Source organism: Streptomyces albofaciens JCM 4342 (genome assembly GCF_008634025.1).
Taxonomy (GTDB): domain Bacteria; phylum Actinomycetota; class Actinomycetes; order Streptomycetales; family Streptomycetaceae; genus Streptomyces; species Streptomyces albofaciens.
Genome location: NZ_PDCM01000001.1, coordinates 4,213,136 through 4,232,808 on the forward strand (window position 1 = coordinate 4,213,136; position 19,673 = coordinate 4,232,808).

12 protein-coding genes are annotated in these 19,673 nt (G+C 74.9%); 8 read left to right on the forward strand and 4 right to left on the reverse strand.

Annotated elements, in window-relative coordinates:
• Position 1: 1 nt before the first annotated feature.
• Genes CP973_RS40035 through CP973_RS18815 form a run of 4 tightly spaced genes read left to right on the forward strand, consistent with a single transcriptional unit; the run spans position 2 to position 9,535 of the window.
• Positions 2-904 (forward strand): NAD(P)-binding domain-containing protein, encoded by a 903-nt coding sequence (locus CP973_RS40035; RefSeq protein WP_167538364.1) that lies wholly within the window; start codon positions 2-4, stop codon positions 902-904.
• Positions 901-2,859 carry a non-ribosomal peptide synthetase gene (locus CP973_RS18805; protein ID WP_167538365.1) on the forward strand — a complete coding sequence of 653 codons (1,959 nt, stop codon included), beginning with the start codon at positions 901-903 and terminating at the stop codon, positions 2,857-2,859. The genes CP973_RS40035 and CP973_RS18805 overlap by 4 nt, the downstream gene beginning before the upstream one ends.
• Entirely contained in the window at positions 2,856-7,517 is a 4,662-nt protein-coding gene (locus tag CP973_RS18810) for a type I polyketide synthase (protein WP_167538366.1), read from the forward strand. Before CP973_RS18805 ends, CP973_RS18810 begins: the two co-directional genes overlap by 4 nt.
• Positions 7,514-9,535 (forward strand): cytochrome P450, encoded by a 2,022-nt coding sequence (locus CP973_RS18815; RefSeq protein WP_150242210.1) that lies wholly within the window; start codon positions 7,514-7,516, stop codon positions 9,533-9,535. Before CP973_RS18810 ends, CP973_RS18815 begins: the two co-directional genes overlap by 4 nt.
• Positions 9,536-9,644: 109 nt before the next feature.
• Here CP973_RS18815 and CP973_RS18820 read toward each other — a convergent pair whose 3' ends face one another.
• Both CP973_RS18820 and CP973_RS18825 read right to left on the reverse strand, forming a co-directional pair.
• Entirely contained in the window at positions 9,645-9,905 is a 261-nt protein-coding gene (locus tag CP973_RS18820; protein ID WP_150242212.1) for a hypothetical protein, read from the reverse strand.
• Positions 9,906-10,095: 190 nt separating this feature from the next.
• Positions 10,096-10,431: a trypco2 family protein gene (locus tag CP973_RS18825; protein WP_150242214.1), complete on the reverse strand. Its 336-nt coding sequence runs from the start codon at positions 10,429-10,431 to the stop codon at positions 10,096-10,098.
• A gap of 61 nt (positions 10,432-10,492) precedes the next feature.
• Between CP973_RS18825 and CP973_RS18830 the strand changes: the two genes are divergently transcribed.
• From CP973_RS18830 to CP973_RS18845, 4 genes are all read left to right on the forward strand, one after another.
• The gene (locus tag CP973_RS18830; protein WP_150242216.1) at positions 10,493-14,434 is read left to right on the forward strand and encodes a tetratricopeptide repeat protein; all 3,942 of its coding nucleotides are present in this window, start codon (positions 10,493-10,495) and stop codon (positions 14,432-14,434) included.
• A gap of 59 nt (positions 14,435-14,493) precedes the next feature.
• On the forward strand, positions 14,494-15,576 hold the full coding sequence (locus CP973_RS18835) for a hypothetical protein (RefSeq protein WP_150242218.1): 1,083 nt from the start codon (positions 14,494-14,496) through the stop codon (positions 15,574-15,576).
• Positions 15,573-16,844 carry an ABC transporter substrate-binding protein gene (locus CP973_RS18840; protein WP_150242220.1) on the forward strand — a complete coding sequence of 424 codons (1,272 nt, stop codon included), beginning with the start codon at positions 15,573-15,575 and terminating at the stop codon, positions 16,842-16,844. Before CP973_RS18835 ends, CP973_RS18840 begins: the two co-directional genes overlap by 4 nt.
• A 255-nt stretch (positions 16,845-17,099) precedes the next feature.
• Complete coding sequence (locus tag CP973_RS18845; RefSeq protein WP_150242222.1) at positions 17,100-17,726, forward strand: ScbR family autoregulator-binding transcription factor; 627 nt, start codon at positions 17,100-17,102, stop codon at positions 17,724-17,726.
• Between the two features lie 21 nt (positions 17,727-17,747).
• Here the strand turns inward: CP973_RS18845 and CP973_RS18850 are convergent, their stop codons facing one another.
• Together CP973_RS18850 and CP973_RS18855 are read right to left on the reverse strand one after the other, a co-directional pair.
• On the reverse strand, positions 17,748-18,620 hold the full coding sequence (locus CP973_RS18850) for a carbohydrate ABC transporter permease (RefSeq protein ID WP_150242224.1): 873 nt from the start codon (positions 18,618-18,620) through the stop codon (positions 17,748-17,750).
• Entirely contained in the window at positions 18,617-19,573 is a 957-nt protein-coding gene (locus tag CP973_RS18855) for a carbohydrate ABC transporter permease (protein WP_244409597.1), read from the reverse strand. The genes CP973_RS18850 and CP973_RS18855 overlap by 4 nt, the downstream gene beginning before the upstream one ends.
• Positions 19,574-19,673 lie beyond the last annotated feature (100 nt).

Sequence of the window (19,673 nt, forward strand, 5' to 3'; positions counted from 1 at the left end):
CATGGCGGACGTGACCGTGATCGGCACCGGTGTGATCGGCTCGGGCGTGGTCCGGGCCTGCGCCGCGGCCGGCCTGGAGGTGGCGGTGTGGAACCGCACCGAGCGGCGCGCCCGGGAAGTGGCGGCGGAGAGCCCGCACATCCGGGCCCACCCCACCGCGGCCGGGGCGGTCGGCGCCTCCCGGACCACCCTGCTGTGTCTGCTCAACTACCCGGTCACCCACCAGGTGCTGGAGGAGTCCGGCGCCGACCTGAACGGACGGCTGGTCGTCCAGCACTCCAGCGGCGTGCCGGAGAGCGTCGGGCCGCTCCGGGACCGGGTCACCGGCGCCGGGGGCCGCTACATGGAGGCGGCCATCCTCAACTACCCGGACGCCATCGGCACCGACGCCTGCTTCACCGTCTACGGCGGGGCACCGGAGGACTTCGCCGAACTGGGCCCGGTGACCAAGGCGATGTCCGGCCACCAGGTGCACCTGCACGCCGAACCCCGCTACGCGAAGGCGTACCACGTCGTGGCCAGCGCCTTCTACTACGCGTTCGTCAGCGGCTTCCTGGAGTGCGCGGCGATCGCCGAGCACATCGGGGTGCCGCTCGGCGCGTTCGCCGACTCGGTGCCGCTGTACGACCCGGGCTTCGAGAACACCGTACGGGTCGGCCTCGACCTGATCGAACGCGGCGACTACCACTTCGAGCAGGCCCCGCTGACCACCCACATCGACGTCCTGGAGAACCTCACCGGCGCGGCCGAGGGTGCCGGGATCGACGCCTCGTACCTCAAGGCCCTGCGCGACCGGGTGCGCACCGCGCTGGACCAGGGCCACCGGCGCGAGCACATCGCCGTCCTCACCGAGCAGTTCCGTGCCCGCCGGGGCGCCGCCCCACGCCCCGTGGAGGGCGCGTGACGGGCGGCGGCCGGGCGGGGGAGGAGCCGGGCACCGGCGCGGTCGCGCTCTTCCGGCAGTGGGCGCGCGCGGTGCCCGGGCGCGCCGCGCTGGTGCACCCCGGCGGCCGGCTGACCTACGCCGAACTGGACGGCCGGGCCCGTGCCCTGGCCGCCGAGCCGGCCCTGGCCGCAGTGCGGCCGGGCGACATCGTCGGCGTCACGATGGAACGCTCGCCCCTGCTGCCCGTGGCCGTGCTGGCCCTCTGGGCGGCGGGCGGCGCCTATGTGCCGCTGCCGGCCTCCTACCCGGCCGCACGCAACAGGGCGGTGCTCCACGAGGCCGGGGTACGGACGGTGCTCACCGACCGGGAGCCGGACCCCGCCGTGCTGTCCGGACCCACCGGGGACCCGGTGACCTGCGTACGTCTGACGGACCGCATCCTCCGGGCGTCCGCACGCCCGCCCGCGCAGGCCGTCCCGCCCGTGCCGGCGGCCCGGCCCGACCACGCCGCCGGTCCCGAAGACCTCGCCTACGTCCTGCACACCTCGGGCTCGTCCGGCGCGCCCAAGGGCGTACGGATACCGCACCGCGCGGTCGTCAACCTCGCGCACGGGCTCCAGCATGTCTACGGCGACCTGGCCGGCGCGCGCGTGCTGCAGTTCGCGCCGTTCACCTTCGACGTGTGGATCTGGGAGCTGGCCATGAGCCTGCTGAGCGGCGGCACCCTCGTCGTCCCGCGCGCCGACGTGCCGCTGCACGGCCCCGAACTCGGCCGGATACTGCGCGAGTCGGACATCAGTCACCTCTCCGGCGCCGCCTCGCTGGTGGCGACGCTGCCGGAGGAGGAGCCCATCCCCGTCACCACCCTGACCTCCGGCGGCGAGCCGCTGCCCGAGTACCTGGTACGGCGCTGGGGCGGCCGGTTGCGCCTGTTCAACGCGTACGGGCCGACCGAGGCGGGCGTCTGCGCCACCATGGGCCGCTGCCGCCCCGGACAGGGCACCCCGGGCATCGGGCACCCGCTGCCCGGCGTCTCGGTGCACCTCCTGGACGAGCGGGGCACCGCCGTACCGGACGGGGAACCCGGCGAGGTGTACATCGGCGGCCCCGGCGTCGGACTCGGCTACCTCGACCGCCCGGCCGACACCCGGCGCCATTTCGTCCCCGACCGCTTCACGGCAGACCGCCCCGGCCGCCTGCTCTACCGCACCGGCGACCTGGCCCGCCGCCTCCCGGACGGCTCCTACCTGTTCCTCGGGCGGATCGACGCACAGCTCAACGTCCGCGGCTACCGCATCGAGCCCGGCGAGGTGGAGGCGGCCCTGCTGCGCCACCCGGACGTCACCGCGGCCGCCGTGACCGCGACGCGCGGCGCGCCCGACGGCTCCGTACCGCCGCCGGACCGGGACGGCCCGCCGTCCGCCGGCGGCACCGACCGGCTCACCGCTCATGTGCAGGCGGCCCCCGGCGCCACGCTCACCGGCGCCGCGCTGCGCCGGCATCTGGCCGCGCTGCTGCCCGCCCACCTGGTGCCGTCCTCCTTCGTCCTCGTGGACCGGCTGCCCCTCACCGCGCACGGCAAGATCGACCGTACGGCCCTGGTGCCGCCCGCGGTACGGCGGTGCGCCCCGCCGGCCGGGCGGAACACCACCGCCTCCGGGCGGGAACGGGACATGGCGGAGCTGGTGGCCACGGTGCTGGGCCTGGACGAGGTGGCCCCCGACGACGACTTCGCCGACCTCGGCGCCACCTCGCTCGACCTGATCCGCATCCAGGCGGCCGTCACCGCGCGCTGGAACACCCGGCTCGGCGCGGCCGACCTCATGGACGCCCGCACGGTGCGGCGACTGGCCGCGCTTCTCGACCGTACGCGCAACGGCGCCCGGGGCGCGGGCACCGCACCACCCGGCGCCGCGCGCGCTCCCGGGCATCCTCTACCGGCCGTACGCACCGTGAAAGGCGGATTCAAGTGACCGCAGCGCGCAGCGAGGTGGCGGACGGGGGCGGCGGGCCCGTAACCCCACCCGGCGGCGGGGCCGCAGCCTCGTCCGGCCGTGAGCCGCAGGCCGTACCGGACCCCGCGCCCGGACCCGGCCCCGCGCCCGGTCCCGACCCCGACTGGCGGGAGTCCGATGTCGCGGTCGTCGGCATCGCCTGCCGCTTCCCCGGTGCCACCGGCCCGGACGAGTTCTGGAACATGATCGCCGAAGGGCGGCGTGGCATCGGGGAACTGACCCCCGAACAGCTGGCCGAGGCGGGCGCCGGGCCCGCCCGCCTGGCCGACCCCGCGCTGGTGCCCGCCGCGGGGATCCTCTGGGACGCCGACCGGTTCGACTCCGCGTTCTTCGGCTACTCCGCGCGCGAGACCGCCGTCATGGACCCCCAGCAGCGGATGTTCCTGGAAGCCGCCTGGCACGCCCTCGACGACACCGGACACGACCCCGAACGGTTCCCCGGGCGCGTCGGCGTCTACGCGGGCCAGACCGTCGGCACCCACCGGACCCCGGACAGCTCCGTCTTCCTCGGCACGTCGGCGGACCTGCTGATGGCCGCGGACGACAAGGACTTCCTACCGACCCGCGCCGCCTACAAACTCGGCCTGACCGGGCCCGCGTTCGCCGTGCAGGCGGCCTGCTCCACCTCGCTGGTCGCCGTCCACGTCGCCTGCCGGGCGCTGGCCGCGGGCGACTGCGACCTGGCGCTGGCCGGGGGCGTGTCCTGGTCGCCGTGGCGCCGCCAGGGCTATCTGCGCCGCGCGGGCGGCGTCTGGTCGGCCGACGGGTGCGTCCGCTGCTTCGACCGGGACGCCACCGGCTTCGTGTCCGGCGACGGGCTGGGCATCGTGGCCCTGCGCCGCCTCGCCGACGCCCGCGCCGACGGGGACCGCCTCTACGCCGTGATCAAGGGCAGCGCCGTCAACAACGACGGGAACGACAAGCTGAGTTACGCGGCTCCCGGCATCCCGGGCCAGCAGGCCGTCATCGAGGCGGCACTGCGGGACGCCGCCGTCGACCCGGACACCGTCGGCTACGTCGAGGCGCACGGCACGGCCACCGCGCTGGGCGACGCCATCGAGGTCACCGCCCTGAACCGCGCCTACCGCGCGGCCGGCGCCACCGGCCGCGGCACCTGCCGGCTGGGCTCGGTGAAGGCGAACATCGGCCACGCCGACGCCGCCGCCGGGGTGGCCGGATTCATCAAGGCCGCCCTCATGGTCCGCCACGGCCGCATCCCGCCCACCCCGAACACCCCGTTCCACCCGCATCCCGACATCGACTTCGCCGCCGGCCCGTTCGTGCCCGCCGTGGCGGCGGAGGACTGGCCGCGTACGTCGGCGCCACGCCGCGCCGCCGTCAGCGCCTTCGGCGTCGGCGGCACGAACGCCCATGTCATCCTCCAGGAGCCGCCACCGGCCCGGCCGCCCGCGCCCGCCCGGCCCTGGCAGCTGCTGGCCTGGTCCGCGCGCGACGAGCGGGCGCTCGACGCGATGGCCGCGGCCCACCCCCGCACGCTGCGCGGCCTGCGCGACGAGGAGTTCGCCGACTACGCCCGCACCCTGGCGGTCGGGCGGCGCCGGATGCCGCTGCGCCGCGCCGTGGTCCTGCGCGACCGCGCCCACGCGCTGACGGAATCCGCGTTCCGTACGGATGCGGCGCCGCCACGCGAAGGGCGCGCGGGCGAGGTGGCGTTCGTCTTCCCGGGCGGCGGCTCGCAGTACCCGGGAATGGGGCGCGGGCTGTACCGCGACGAACCGGTGTTCCGGGAGACGGTGGACACCTGCCTGCGGCTGCTGCCCGACCGGGAGGCGGCCCGGCGCCTGCGCGCGTGGTGGCCCACCGGGACCGGCACGGAGCCCGCGGCGGACACCCCGCCGGACGCCGACGCCGACCCCGATCCACGCGTGGCGATGCCCGCCGTCTTCATCACCGAGATCGCCGTCGCCCGGCTGCTCGGCTCCTTCGGCGTGACGCCCTCCGTCCTGACGGGCCACAGCCTCGGCGAGTACGCGGCCGCCCACCTCGCGGGCGTACTGTCCCTGCCGGACGCGCTCACCCTCGTCAGCAGCAGGGGCCGCCTGCTGTCCGCCGTCGACAACGGCGCCATGCTGGTGGTCCGCGCCGACGCCCGCGGCCTCGGACCCTTCCTCGGGGACGGCGTCTGCCTCGCGGTGGTCAACGGCCCCGACGCCTGCGTCCTGTCCGGGCCCGCGCCCCGCATCGGGACGGCGCGCCGCCGCCTGGCCGCGGAGGGCATCGCCTGCAACGTCCTGCAACTGGCCACCGCCGCGCACTCCGCGCTCGTCGATCCCGTGCTCGGTGCCTTCCGCGACGTGGTGCGCGGCATCGCCCTCGGCCGGCCCGCCGTGCCCCTGATCTCCAACCTCACCGGCACCGCCGACGCCGACTACGCCGACCCCGAGTACTGGGTCCGTCACCTCAGGGAGACCGTCCGCTTCGACCTCGGGCTCGCCTGCCTGCGCGGCCACGACCCGCGCGTGCTGCTCGAAGCGGGCCCCGGCACCACCCTGACCACACTCGCCCGTACACAGGGCCTCGACCGCGGCGTGCCCGCCATGCGGCACCCGCTGGAGGAACGCGACGACCGCGAGGTGCTGCTGACCGCGCTCGCCCGCACCTGGGAAGCGGGCATCGACGTCGACCTGGCCGCGCTGTGGCCCGCGTCCGGTCCGCGGGTGCCCGCGGCGCCGTACCCCTTCGCGCCCACACGGCACCGCCCGGCACCGGCCGGCGCTCCGGCACCGGAGCAGGCCGCCGGTCCGTGGTACGGGGTCGCCTGGCAGCGCGACCTCGAACCGGAGCCGGCCCGCACGGGTACGGAAGTCACCGGCTACCGCTGGCTGTTGCTCCACGACGGGAGTCCGGTCGCCGACGCTCTGCGCCACGAACTCGCCGAGCGGGGTGCGGCATCGACCACGGTCCTCCCGGACACCGGAGCCGCCCGGCGCGGTCACGGCCGGGACGGCGAACGGGCGGTCACCCTCGACCCGTGCGCCCCCGACCAGTACGCCAAGGTCATCGAGACGGCCGGGGGAGACCCCGACCTGCCGCTGCGGATCGTCAGCACCTGGAACGGGGCACCGTCGCACGCGGCCTGTCCGCCGCTGAGCGATCTCGCCGGACTGGCCCGCGCGCTCGCGACACCGGCCGGCGGCACCGAACTGTGCCTGGTCACCCGAGGGGCGCTGGAGATCACCGGCAGCGAGAGCCTCGACCCCTGGGCGGCGCTCACGGTCGGCGCGGCGGGCGCGCTGGGCGCGGAACTGGGCGACGCCGCGACCGTACGGGTGGTGGACATCGACGGGCCGGGCGCGGCGGCCGACGGCGGGCAGGTCCGCGAACTGGCCCGCGACCTCCTGCGCGAGTTCACCCGGCCGGGAGCGTCCGGGCCGGTCGGGCTGCGGGCCGGACGCCGCTGGCTGCGCCGGTTCGAGCCGCTTCGTACGCCACCGGTGGCCGATGGGACGGCCCTGCGGGAGGGCGGACGCTATCTGATCACCGGCGGCACGGGCGGCATCGGACGGCTGCTCGCCGGGCACCTGCTCCGCGACCACCACGCCCGCGTCACCCTCCTCGGACGTGACCCGGACGCGGTGCGCGCCACGGCCGGCGAACTGTCGGGGCTCCCCGGTGAACTCCTCGCCGTCAGCGGCGACATCACCGACCCCGCGCGGACCCGGGAGGTGCTGCGCGAGACGCTGCGGCGCTTCGGCGGCCTGGACGGCGTCGTCCACGCGGCCGGGGTACCGGCGGGCGGCCTGGCCCAGCTGCTGACCCCGGACTCGGTGGCGGAGGCGCTCGCGGCGAAGACCACCGGCACCGTCACCCTCGCCGACGCCCTCCGGGAGACCGGCGCCCGGCCGGACTTCGTGCTGCTCTTCTCCTCCCTGGCCGCGTTCTCGCAGGCCCCCGGCCTGTCCTGTTACGGCGCCGCCAACGCCTTCCTGGACACGTACGCGCACGCCGCGGCCCGTACCGAGGGCCCCGCGGTCCTCGCCGTGAACTGGGACCGCTGGAACGGCGTCGGCATGGGACGGGAAGGCGAGCGGCGGCAGCGCGCGCTCGGGGGCGGGGCACCGCTGGGCGGGCTGGAACCGGCCGACGCGCTGGCCGCGTTCGAGCGGTGCCTTGGTGCGCTGTCACTCGGGCAGGTGGTCGTTTCCGTGCTGCCGCCGGACACGGTCGCCGGGCCACCCGGAAAGGATGACGGCGCCGAGCCGCAGAGCGATGCCGGTGACCGGCCCGACGAGGCGCCGGAGACCTCGCCCTCCGGCACGGACACCACCACATGGAGCCCCCTCGAACGCGAAGTCCTGCGCATCTGGCAGGACGTGCTCGGCAACGCGGAAGGCATCGGCCTGCACGACGACTTCTTCGGCCTCGGCGGGCACTCCCTGGCCGCCCTCCAGATCGTCCAGCGCTGCCAGGACAGCTTCGGCGTGGACCTCTCCGTCAAGTCGGTCTTCCTCGCGCCGACCGTCGCGCGCCTGGCCGCGGAACTGAGCGCGGCGCGCGGCGCGGCCGTACCCGGGCCCGAAGAGCCCGCACCCGGGCCCGAAGAGTCCGCACCCGGGCGCGAAGCCCCCGCCTCCGAGCGGAAGGACCCCGTATGACCGGCGTATCCGCCCGCGGACCCGCCACGGGCCGCACCGACGTCTCCCGGTGGCTGCTGCGCCGCCGGGTGCTGCCGGACCCCGCGCTGCGTCTGGTCTGCTTCCCGCACGCCGGGGGCGCCGCGACCTTCTTCCACGGGTGGCAGGGCCGGGTACCGCCCGGTACCGAGGTCGGCGCGGTCTGCTACCCGGGACGGCAGAACCGGATCGCCGAGCCGCCGCTCACCTCCATGGACGACCTCGCCGACCAGGTGCACGCGGCACTGCGCGGACTGCTCGACCGGCCGCTGGCGCTCTTCGGGCACAGCATGGGCGCGGTCGTCGCGTACGAGGTGGCCGTGCGGCTCGCCGAACGCGACGGCGCCGCGCCGGTGGCTCTGCTGGTGTCCGGGCACGGCGCCCCGTACCTGTGCGCGGCCGGACCGCCGCCGGACACCGCGGCGGACGACCGGGAGATCGCCGAACCGGCGATGGCCGCCGACCCGGCGCTGCGCCGCTCGCCCCAGCTGCTGGACCTGGTCATGCCGGTGCTCCGCGCCGACCACGCGCTGCTCCGCGCCTACCGGCCCGCACGCACCCCGCGGATCACCGCGCCGATCGTCGCCTACCGGGGCGCCGACGACCCCCGGGCGAGCGAGGACGACATGTGGTCCTGGCGTGCGATGACCGGCGCCGCCTTCCGGCTGCGGACCCTGCCCGGCGACCACTTCTACCTGGCCACCGAGGAGGCCGGGCTGGTGGCCGATGTCCTGGACGCGTGCCGCGGCGGCGCGAACGGCGACGCCGGCGGCACCGCGGCCGGCCCGGACACCGCGGCCACCGGCTCCGCCGTCCCGCTGTTCGTGCGCCGTTCCGGGGCCTGCCCCTTCGACCCGGCGGAGGACTTCGCCCGGCTGCGCGCGGAACGGCCGGTGGTCCGCACCACCCTGCCGACCGGCGCCCGCGCCTGGATGGTCACCCGGTACGCCGACGCCCGACGCGTCATCGCCGACCAGCGGCGCTTCAGCTCCCGGGCCGCCGTGAACGGCCCGGTGCCGCCCCCGGAACCGCCCGGAGGCTTTCCGCCGCCGCGGCCCGGCGTCTTCTACACGTACGAGCCCGAGGACCACGCCCGCATCCGCCGGATGCTCACCCCGGAATTCAGCGCCCAGCGCGCCCGGGTCCTGGAGCCGCGCGCGGAAACCCTGGCCGACCGGCACCTCGACGCCATCGAGCGGGCCGGACCGCCCGCCGACCTGATCACCGACTTCGCGCTGCCGGTGCCCCGGCTGCTGTTCCTGGAACTGCTGGGCGTACCCCTCCAGGACGCCGGGCGGCTCCACCACGACCTGGCGCTCCTGCACGACTTCCACCCCATCCACGAGGCACAGGCAGGAGCGTTCCGCCGGCTCGACGTGTACCTGCGGGAGCTGGTGAGGTCGGCACGCGCCGCACCCGGCGACCATGTCCTCGGCCATCTGGTCACCGCGTACGGCAGCGAGCTGAGCGACGACGAACTCGCCGGAATCGCCTGCCAGTTGCTGCTGGCCGGCTACGCGACGATCGCGGGCACCCTGGGCCTGTCCCTGCTCGCCCTGATCCTCGACCCCGTACAGGCGCGGCTGGTGCGCGACGGGCGTGCCCGGCCCGACCGGATGGCCGAGGAGCTGATCCGCCATCTGTCGGTGGTCACCTTCGGCAAGGTCTTCCAGGCGAAGCAGGACGTCACGATCGCGGGCCAGGACATCGCGGTGGGCGAGTACGTCCTGTGCCATCTGCCCTCCGCCAACCGCGACCCGGCGCTGGCCGACGGCCTCGACCGCCTCGACGTCACCCGCGAACCGACGCCCCACCTCGCCCTCGGCCACGGCGCGCACCACTGCCTGGGCGCCGAACTGGCCCGGATGGAACTGCGGGTGTGTGTGCCCCGCGTCCTGCGGCGCCTGCCGGGACTCCGCCTGCGCGTTCCCGTCGGGGATCTGCGCTTCACACCGCTGAACGCCGCGTACGGAGTGGAGTCACTGCCCGTTGCCTGGTGAGCGCGGGCGACGCCCGGCCGCACGGCGCAGCCCTTCGCACCGGGAAACGGGCGAAGGGCTGCCGGCCGATGCGGCCGGGACGAGCGTGGTGGAACCGGGTGGCGAGTGGTCAGCGCACCCAGTGGCGGAAGTGGTACTTGTGCTTGTGGAGGTCGCTGACCTTCGTGTGCGAGGCGGCGCTGGCCTCACCGACGGTAGCGCCGTCCACTCCGCCGGCGTTCACGCCCTCCTTGTGGGCGGCCTGCCAGTGGCTGGCGGTGTGGTGGTGGAGGTGCTTGCCCCCGCCGCCCGAGGGGGCGGCGGCCGCGGGAGCGGCGGCGACGAATCCGGCGGCGAGGACGCCGACGGCGGCTATCGCGATGCGACGCATGATCTCTCCTTAATGGAGCGGGATTGGTGACACGACTCTCACCCGCCACCGCTTCGCCCGCACTTCGGGACCTGGCGGACGGGAGGGGCCGCGACCACGGAGAACCCGCGCCGACGGCCCGCTCCGCCGCCCGGCCCGGACACTTCCCGGCCCTCCTCCGTACGGGTGACCGCCGCCTCCGCGGAACCCGTTACGAGGGCCCGCCCACGCTGATGCCCGGCCCCTCCGGAGGCGCGTCCCGGTCGTGCGGCTTGAGTTCGATCGCGATGCGGTGGGTGCTCTCCCGGGAGAGCGCGCCGCCGGCCTCCGCGGTGACCACGCCGATCCGCAGGCCGCCGCGGCCCGAGCCCTCCCGGCGCACCTGGACGGCGAACTCCACGTCGACGCGTTCCACCAGGAACCGGAGCCGGCTCCGCTCGCCGTCGCGCTGCGCCGTCTCCAGTTCCTCACGGATCCGGCCGATGACGTCCGCCAGGCCCGCGGTCTCCGCGCCGTCGTGCCCGCCCTGCCCACTGCTCGCGCCCATCACGGCCCTCCCGTCACGCGGTGGGGACGGCTGTCACTCCCCGCGGCTATCGTGCTGGAGTATGAGGGAGCTCGGGGGAACTTCCCAGTACCACTCAGGCGACGGATGCTGGCGGGTCCGGCTGTTCCACGCGGAGCGCCGGGGCGCCGCACCGCTCGGCGCCGGTGTGCTGCTGCCCGACGCACTGGTGCTCACCTGCGCGCACGTCGTCCTGGCCAGACCCCGGCCCGCCGTGGCCGACGGCCGGCCCGCCGACCCGCCGCTGCCCCTGCGAGAGGTGTACGCCGAGTTCCCCGGCGCCCCGGACGCGGTGCCCCGCCCCCTGGCGGCCGAGGTGCTCACCCGGCATCTGCGGCCGCCGACCTCCCGGTTCAGCGCCGACATCGCCCTGCTGCGGCTGGCCGAGGTACCGCCGGTGGCGCCCGCCGTGCTGCACCGGCAGATCCCGGCGCGCGACGAGCGGGTGCACACCGTCGGCTATCCGCAGGACCTGCCCGGCGGCGAGCACATCACCGCGCGCCTCATGGGCCGCGGCGGCCCCGGCCACGCCCCCGAGTGGGTCCAGCTCGACCCGGAGTCGGCGCCCTACGTGGTCCGGCACGGCTTCAGCGGCAGCGGCGTGGTGCACAACCGTACGGGCGGCGTCATCGGCATCCTCGTCCACCAGCACGGCACCGAGCGGTTCCCGGTCCCCTCCAGCCACGCCTACATGATTCCGACCGAGACGATCCTGGCGCACCTGGGCGACGAGAAGTTACGGCTGCGGGTCACCGGCGCGCGTGCCGTCGCGGGCTCCATCCGGCTCGTCCCGGGCGCGGCCGGTTCGGACCGGGCACCCGGGCTGCGCCGCTGGCTCGCCCGCTGGCTCGACGACAGTGGACCGGCCACCGTCCGGGCCACGCCCACCGGCCGGGGCACGGTCAAAGGGCGCAGCGCGGAACGGGCCGCGGGCGCGGGAGGCAGCGGCGCGGCGGCATGGCGGGGAGCGCCGGGACGACCCGACGGCGGCCGCGGCGTCACCGGCCAGGCCCAGCACCGCCCGGACGGCCCCGCCGAGCCCGTGGAGCTGGCCTTCGTGGCCGACGACGAGCACGACGCCCGTTCCGCGCTGCACTCCGCGCTCATCCTGGCCGACCGGGAGCGCAACCCGCGGCCGCTGCGGCGCGGCGAGGCCACGGAACCGCGGGCGGGCTCGATCGACCTCGCCCTGGACGCGACGGGCTGGACGGCCGACCAACTGGTCCGGCGCGTCGCGGTCCGGGCCGGCCTCACCACCCACCGGGCACCGGCCGGTGACCTCGCCACGGTGACGCGGCAGATCGCCGAGCAGGCCCCGCCGCTGTCCGCCGCCTTCCTCTCCGTCGACCGGCTCCTGCCCGCCGACGGACCGGCCCGGTCGGCCCACGGGCCGTTCCTGTCGCTGCTGCACGCGCTGCTCGCCCCGGGCCACAGCCGGCTCCTGCTCGTCTTCCAGGACCCGGCCGCGCCACTGCTCGCCCGCGTCGTCGACGAACTCCTCGACGACCGCTGGGCCAGCCGCCGCGAATCGGCCGTCGCCGCACGGCTGACCGTCCTGGCCGGCCTGGAGGAGCAGCACCGCCGGCTGCGCGGCGGGCGGGACGGCCCGGAGGACGCCGACGGGTGCGTACCGGTCTCCCGCCGGCTCGCCGCGCGGCTGGCGGCGCTGCGCCAGGGCGGCATCCTGCGCAACAGCCCGAGCGCCGCGTACCACCTGTTCCGCATCGGCGTCGCCGTCGAGGACGCCCTGCAGCGCCTCGATCCGCCGCGCACGCCACGCGGTTACGTCGTCCTCCCGCCGGGTGACGGCCTGACGGACCTGCCGCACGTCACCGTCGGCGACCCGGACTCCCTCGCCGAACCGGAGCCGCCACCGGCCGCGTTCCCGCCCGCCGCCGAGGGCCCGGCACCGGCCCCCGGACCGGTGCCCCTGGCCGTACGGTGGCCCGGTCTCGTCCGCGGCCAGGAACTGCACCAGCAGTACCGGGTCGTCGGCCGCCTCGGCCAGGGCAGCTACGGGCAGGTGTACCTCGCCCGCGACCGGATGCTCGCCGGCCGGCCGGTGGCCCTGAAGGGGGTGCGCGACCCCGACGACGCGCGGGCCGTGCAGGAAGCGGTGCAGGAGCGCCTGCGGCTGGTCGGCCTCAACCACCCGTCGATCATCAAGGTGTTCAACTACGCCCGGCAGCCGGGCGCCTCGGACAGCAACCTCAGCTTCATCGTGATGGAGTTCGCCGACGGCGCGCCGCTGCGCTGGATCGCCGACCGGATCGCGCAGCGCGCCGAGCCCTTCCACGACCACCGGGTGCACGAGTTCATCGCGGTCTACGGGCTGCTCATCCTGGACGCGCTCACCTACCTCCACGAGGAGCGCGGGCTCGTCTACGGCGACCTCTCCCTCACGAACGTGATCCACTGCGGTGCCGGCATCAAGCTCATCGATGTCGCCGGTGTCCGCCCGATCGGCACCTCGGGCCCCCTCACGTACCCGGCGCCCGAGCTGCACAGCCACCCCGCCATGACCGTCGCCGCCGACCTGTACGCGGTGGGCGCCGTGCTCGGGGAACTGGTCGCCCGGGTCCCCGAGGCGCCCCCGGGGCTCGGCACGCGCTCGCTGGAACGCGTACTGGACCGCGCCACCGCGCCGCTCCCCGAGGAGCGCTTCGCCGACGCCCGGGAGATGGCCGTCCAACTGCGCGGGGTACTGAAGGAGTTGCGGTCGCTGCGCCTCGGCGAGGAGGCTGCCTTCGAGCCCTCCTCGCTCTTCGCCCCGGCGCCCGCCGCCCTCGACGGCGAGCTGGGCAAGGCGCCGCCGCTCGGGCAGTGGCGCGACGGCAGCAACGTCAAGCGCGGACTGACGGCCCGGCCGCCCACCCCCGCGGAGGTCGCCCTCGGCCTGCCGGTGCCCAAACCGGACGTCGCCGACGGCAACTGGACGGAACTGCACCGCACCTCCTACGACGATCCGGTCGGCCTGCTCCAGCTCAGCGACGCGTGGAAGGAGTCACCGGAGAAGGCGCTGCTGCACTTCCGGCTCCACCTGGAGATCGCCCGCGACCACCCGGAGGAGGCCGCCGGGGAACGGGCCGCCGCCGAGGCCGAGCTGGCCCGCGCCCGCGCCGCCGTCGGCGAACTGGCGGCGTACGACTGGCGGCTGCACTGGCACGAGGGGCTGCTCCATCTCGCCGACGACCGGGTCCCGGCGGCGCTGGAGTGCTTCGACCGGGTCTACGCGGCGATTCCGGGGGAGTACGCGCCGAAACTGGCCCTCGGCTACTGTCACGAGGCCCTGCGGGCCCCGAAGGAGGCCGTGGCCCTGTACGGGGCGGTCTGGCACCGCAACCACGCCCTCGGCAGCGCCGCCTTCGGCCTGGCCCGCATCCACCTCGCCGACGCCAAACCGCAGCTCGCCCTGGACTGCCTCGAAGCCGTCCCCGCCGACTCCCGGCACCGCACCGCCGCCCGGACGGCCATGGTCCGCATCCTCGCCGCCCCGCCCGCCGACGGCCGTCCGCCCACCGTGTCCGCCGCCCGGCTGGCCTGGCCGGCGCTGCACCGGCTCACGAGGAAAGAGGGCCTGACCGACCGGCATGCCCAGGACCGGCTGCGCACCGACCTCCTGGAACTGCTGCTCCTGCTCGTCACCACCGCACCCGCGGCGGGCCCCGGCCCGCTGGGCGCCCTCTGCGCGGAAACCGACAACCAGGCCGAGAAGATCACCGTCCCGCACACCGAGCACGCGCTGCGCGAGGAGCTCGCGGCCTGTTACCTGCGGCTGTTCGAACAGATGTCGCCCGCCGCCCGTGCCCGGGACCGGGAGCTGGCCGAAGCCCTGCTCGACAACGCCTACCGCACCCGCCCCATCGGCTTCCGGCACCGCCGCGGCGACCAGCGCCTCCACTGGTTCCGCCACTGGGACCGGGACGGACGGACCGGCGAGGCCCTTCCCCCGTACGAGGACTCCCCGAGTGAGGGGGCACCATGAGCGGCCACGACAGCGCCCGCCCCGGACCACGCCCACCCGGTGCATCCCCCGGGAAGGTCATGGCGCGAAGACGGCCGCTGCGCGTGCTGTGGTACTGGTCCTCGGGCCGCGATCCGGTGCGCGGGCGCAAGCACACGGGCAGGTTCCTGTTCAGCCGGATGCTGATGCTGCCCGCCGTCACCTTCACCGTCCTCGCCCTCGCCGGCACGGCGTACTTCGACGTCCACAGCCGTACGGAGGAGCTGCGCGGCCGCTACGCCCCCGCCCTCGTCGAACTGGCCCACGCCCGCGTGGCGTTGACCCTCGCGCAGGCCGAGGCCGAGCGCCGCCTCGGCACGCGCGGCGGCAGGCCGCCGGTGCAGTCCGATCTCGTAGGGCTCGGCGAACGCTATCCGTCCCTGGTGACCGCGGCTTCCCAGAGCCTGAACAACGCCGTCCAGACCGGAGCGCTGGACAAGGCGCAGGAACAGGAGACCCGGGTGATCTCCGGCCTGGTGGTCGCCTACGACTACTGGATCGACTGGGCCGACAGCCACCACGACAGCCGGCCCCTGTGCCGGGCCGGCATGGAGTACGCGACGACCCTGCTGCGCGGCAGCCCCACCGCCGTGCTGGACCGCATCGGCACCCTGGAGACGCGTCTGCGCGCCTCCGTGGCCGAGCTGTCGGGCCGGCGCACCGTGTTCCTCGTCACCGCCTCGGCGGCGCTGCTGGCCGCGCTGGTCCTGGCCGTCCTCTTCGCCGGCCTGCTCGACTACGTACGCGCCCGCCTGCGGGTCCGCAGTCCCCTGCTGGCCCTGCACGCACTGCCCGTCCTGCTGGTGTTCGCGGTCCTGTGGGCCGGCGCGACCGTCCAGCACCGGGCCCAGCAGGACGTGGAGCGCTCCGCCGCCCGGCTCGGGCGGATATCCGTGCCGCGCGAGGCCGGACCGGAGCGGAGCGACGGGCCGGCCGGGCCCGACGCCGCGATCGAGAAGGTGGACTCCGACCTCGCCGGGCGGCTGCGCGGCACCCACCCGGGCATGTGGATGCTGGCCTCGGTGCTGGCCCTGGCCGTGGGGGCGGCGGGTGCCGTGGGCTGGGGCTTCGCGCTGCGCCAGTACGGCCGCGAGTACTGGAAGATCGACTGGAGGTCCGCATGAGAAGCCCGCGCCGCAGACTCCGGCCCGCCCTGGCCTGCTGCCTCCTGGTCACCGCCGCACTGCTGTCGGGGGGCTGCTCGTCCGACGACGACCGGACGGTGGTGGTCCTGGGCCCGTGGACCGGCGAGGAGCAGCGCCCGTTCGTCGAGACGCTGAAGGAGATCGGCAAGCGGACCGGCCGTACGTACGTGTACGAGGGCACCCGCTCGCCACGGGAGACCCTGGCGACCCAGCTGCGCACGGAGTCACCGCCCGACGTGGCGATCCTCAACAGCCTGGGGGAACTGTCCGAATACGCACGCGAAGGCGCCGCCAAGCCGCTGGACGAGGACGTGGCGGGATCGGCGGTCGGCCCGTGGGCGCAGCGGATCAGGCTCAGGAACCAGGAGGGCGAGTTGCGGCAGCGCTCGTACTGGGTGCCGGTGCGGGTGGACCTCAAGAGCATCGTCTGGAGCCGCCCCCACGATCCCCGGACGGCCCGGAACCCCCGCTGGTGCCTGGGGATGGCGTCCGAAGCGACGTCCGGCTGGCCGGGCACGGACTGGATCGAGGACCTGCTGCTCCAGAAGTCCGGCCCCGCCGTGTACGACGAGTGGGCCACCGGCGCCCTGCCGTGGACCAGCGCTCCGGTGAGGCGGGCGTGGCAGGCGTGGCGGGACCTGCTCGCCGAGGACGGCCCCAAGGCCGCCGAAAACGCGATATCCACCCCGTTCGACGATCTGGGCGGCGGCCGGTACGGCCTGCTGAACACCGGCAGGTGCACCCTGGAGCACCAGGGCTCCTTCATCCGCCGGCACTACGCCGACGACGTGCTGCCCGCACCCACCCATCGGTTCGTTCCCGGTCTTCCGGCCGACCGCCGAGCCTACGAGGTCTCCGGCGACATGGCGGCCGTCTTCCGGCCCGGCGAAGCCGCCTGGGAACTGCTGAAGGCACTGACCTCGCACCCGGCCCGCGCGGAATGGGCCAGGCTGGCGAGCCCGGGGGAGCGCCCCTTCTTCTCCGACGGCAGCACCGGCGAGGGGCAGCTGTCGGCGAGCACCGCGGCGGTGCAGAAACTCTTCAGCGCGGCGGACAAGGTCTGCTTCGACGCCTCCGACGCCATGCCGCCCACCTTGCGCGGCGCCTTCCAGCGCGCCGTACTGGAATTCCTCCAGTCACCGCGCCTCCTCGACGGCCTGCTGCGGCAGCTGGAGGCGGAACGCCTGACACAGCTCCGGGCAGGCGCCTTCGCACTGGAACACCTGTGCGGGCGCCTCGGCGACTGACGGCGGCTGCCCGCCGCACGGCCGGGGCTTCGTCGGTGGCCCGCACGGCAGGCAACACCCGGCCTCGGTTGTGGACCACTCGTACGCCTTCCCCGCCGCCGACCCGCGCGGCCCCGCTCCGGGCGCCGGACCGTCCGCCGGAGGCAGGCGGCCCCCCGGAAGATCCTTCGAAGTGGTCCACATCACGGTCGGCGCCGGTACCGAATCGGCAGGGGACGCGTTTTCTTCGTACCATTCACGTGTTTGCCGAGGGAAATGGTGCGGTCAGTGCAGGAGCGGGCGGTCAAGACGCGGGAGGCAATTCTCCGGGCGGCTTCCGAAGTGTTCGACGAGTTCGGGTTCAGTGGCGCGAGCGTCAGCAAGATCATGAAGCGGGCCGGGGTCACCCAGGGCGGGATGTACTTCCACTTCCCGTCCAAGGAGGCCCTGGCGCACGCCGTCATGATCGAGCAGGGCAACGGGCTGGAGCTGCCGCCCGGCGAGGACGGCCTCCAGCGGCTGGTCGACATCACGCTGTACCTCGCCGGAGAGCTGCAGACCAACCCCGCGCTGCGGGCCGGTGTACGGCTGGCGATCGAGCAGGGCGAATTCGGCGTGCAGGACGACGCCCCGTACCAGTACTGGGTGCGGGAGTTCGCCGGGCAGCTGCGGGCCGCCCGGGACCAGGGGGAACTGCTGCCGGAGGTGGACGTGGACGACCTGGCCTGGATGCTGGTCAGCTCGTACTCCGGCACGCAGCTCCTGTCGCAGATCTCCACCGGCCGGGCCGACCTGCACCAGCGCGTGATCACCCTGTGGCGGTACCTGCTGCCGGGCATCGCCGCGCCCGACGTCGGGCCGCGGATCACCTTCCCGGAACAGCGCGACGGCACGGCCGCCTGAGCGGCCGGCGCCCGGCCCGGCCTACTTGAGGCCGCTGAGCATGACGCCCCGGATGTAGTGCTTCTGGAGCAGCAGGAACATCAGCAGCACCGGCAGCACGCTCAGCATGAGCCCGGCCATCATGACGGGCACCATGCGGTGGGGGTCGAGGTAGCTCTGCAACGTCTGGATGCCCACGGGGAGCGTCATCAGGCGGGGGTTCGCGGTGGACACGAGCAGGGCCCAGATGTACTCGTTCCAGGCGCCCACGAACGTGAGCAGCGCGAGCGTCACCGCCACCGGCCGGGTCTGCGGTACGACGATGCGCCACCATACGGTGAACTCCCCGGCGCCGTCGATCCGCGCCGCCTCCAGCATCTCGTCCGGTACGGACACGATGAACTGCCGCATCAGGAAGATCCCGAAGCCGGACACCAGGAACGGCATGACCAGGGCGGCGATGCTGACCGTCAGCCCGGCGCCGCCGTCGCCGAGCGGGCCGTTGCCGCCCGCCAGCGGCCAGTGCACCAGGATCAGGAAGTGCGGGATGAAGAACACGAACGGCGGGAACATCATCGTCGCCAGCACCAGCCGGAAGATCAGGTCGCGGCCGGGGAAGCGCAGCTTGGCCAGGGCGTAGCCCGCCAGCGAGGACGTCAGCAGCACCGATCCGGTGATCACCGCGGTGGCGACGACGCTGTTGCGGAACAGCAGCGGCAGGTTCAGCCGGACGAACGCCTCCCGGTAGTTGGACAGGTCGAAGGCCTCCGGGAGGAAGCGGTAGGGCAGCCTGCCGTACTCGCCCGGCCCTTTGAACGAGGTCAGCAGCATGTCCAGGAACGGCACCACCGTCACCACCGCGCCCGCCCCCACCAGCAGGTACGACAGCCAGGGAACCCGCCCGCGCCGCCTCATCCGTCCGCTCCCTTCCGCCGGAACAGCCACAACTGCGCCAAAGTGATCACCAGGACGAGGACGAACAGCACGAGGGCCGCCGCGCTCGCCGAGCCCCAGTCCCCGTACTTGAACGCCCGCTGGTACATCTCCAGCGCGGCCACGTTCGTCGCGTCGCCCGGACCGCCCTCGCCGGTCATGACGATGATCAGCGCGAACGACTGGAGGCCGGTGATGAACTGGGTCACGCACACGAACAGCAGGGACGGCCGCAGCAGCGGCAGCGTGATGCGGGTGAAGACGGTGAACGGCCCGGCGCCGTCCAGCTCCGCCGCCTCGTAGTAGGAGTGCGGAACGGCCTTCAGGCCCGCCGTGAGGATGAGGATCGCCGACCCGAGGGAGGCCCACGCCTGGACCACCACGACCGACGGGAGCGCCGTCGCCGGGTCCTGGAGGAAGGCCACGGAGCGCAGGCCGAGCGCGTTGAGCACGCCGTTGACCAGGCCGCCCGGCTCGTACATGTACTTCCACACGTTGCCGACCGCGACCACGGTCGTCACGATCGGCAGGAAGTACAGCGTGCGCCAGAACCCCTGGAAGCGCAGGCGGGTGATGCAGTGCGCGACCAGTACGGCGCCGGTCAGCGCCAGGGCCACGGTGCCCAGCGCGTACAGCAGCGTGTTGGTCAGGACCGGCGTCAGGAAGGACGAGCCGCGGGCGAAGAGGGCGGCGAAGTTGTCCACCCCCGCCGGCCGTATGTCGGCCAGGTCGAAGCCGGCCCAGCGGGACAGCGACAGCAGCACCGCGAACAGCAGCGGCAGGAGGAGGAAGACCGCGAAGAAGGCGAGGCTGGGCGCGAGGAAGAGGTAGGCGACGGCGGTCTGGCGGCAGCGGTGGCGGGCCCGGCGCGCGGCGGGGCGGGCGCGCTCCCCGGCCGCCCGCACACCGCGCCCGCGCCCCCCGGCCCTACCCACACCCGGCCCGCGATTCCCGGCATTGCGCTCACCCCGCCCGCGCCTCCCGGCCTTACGCACACCCGGCCCGCCGTCCGTACGGCCGCGCCCTTCGGCTCCG

Excerpts from the sequence above, each read along its gene's own strand:
- CP973_RS18840 (WP_150242220.1), top strand. The coding sequence starts at position 15,573 with ATGAGAAGCCCGCGCCGCAGACTCCGGCCCGCCCTGGCCTGCTGCCTC.
- CP973_RS18815 (WP_150242210.1), top strand. The coding sequence starts at position 7,514 with ATGACCGGCGTATCCGCCCGCGGACCCGCCACGGGCCGCACCGACGTC.
- CP973_RS18830 (WP_150242216.1), top strand. The coding sequence starts at position 10,493 with ATGAGGGAGCTCGGGGGAACTTCCCAGTACCACTCAGGCGACGGATGC.
- CP973_RS18820 (WP_150242212.1), bottom strand. The coding sequence starts at position 9,905 with ATGCGTCGCATCGCGATAGCCGCCGTCGGCGTCCTCGCCGCCGGATTC.
- CP973_RS40035 (WP_167538364.1), top strand. The coding sequence starts at position 2 with ATGGCGGACGTGACCGTGATCGGCACCGGTGTGATCGGCTCGGGCGTG.
- CP973_RS18845 (WP_150242222.1), top strand. The coding sequence starts at position 17,100 with ATGGTGCGGTCAGTGCAGGAGCGGGCGGTCAAGACGCGGGAGGCAATT.
- CP973_RS18835 (WP_150242218.1), top strand. The coding sequence starts at position 14,494 with ATGGCGCGAAGACGGCCGCTGCGCGTGCTGTGGTACTGGTCCTCGGGC.
- CP973_RS18850 (WP_150242224.1), bottom strand. The coding sequence starts at position 18,620 with ATGAGGCGGCGCGGGCGGGTTCCCTGGCTGTCGTACCTGCTGGTGGGG.
- CP973_RS18825 (WP_150242214.1), bottom strand. The coding sequence starts at position 10,431 with ATGGGCGCGAGCAGTGGGCAGGGCGGGCACGACGGCGCGGAGACCGCG.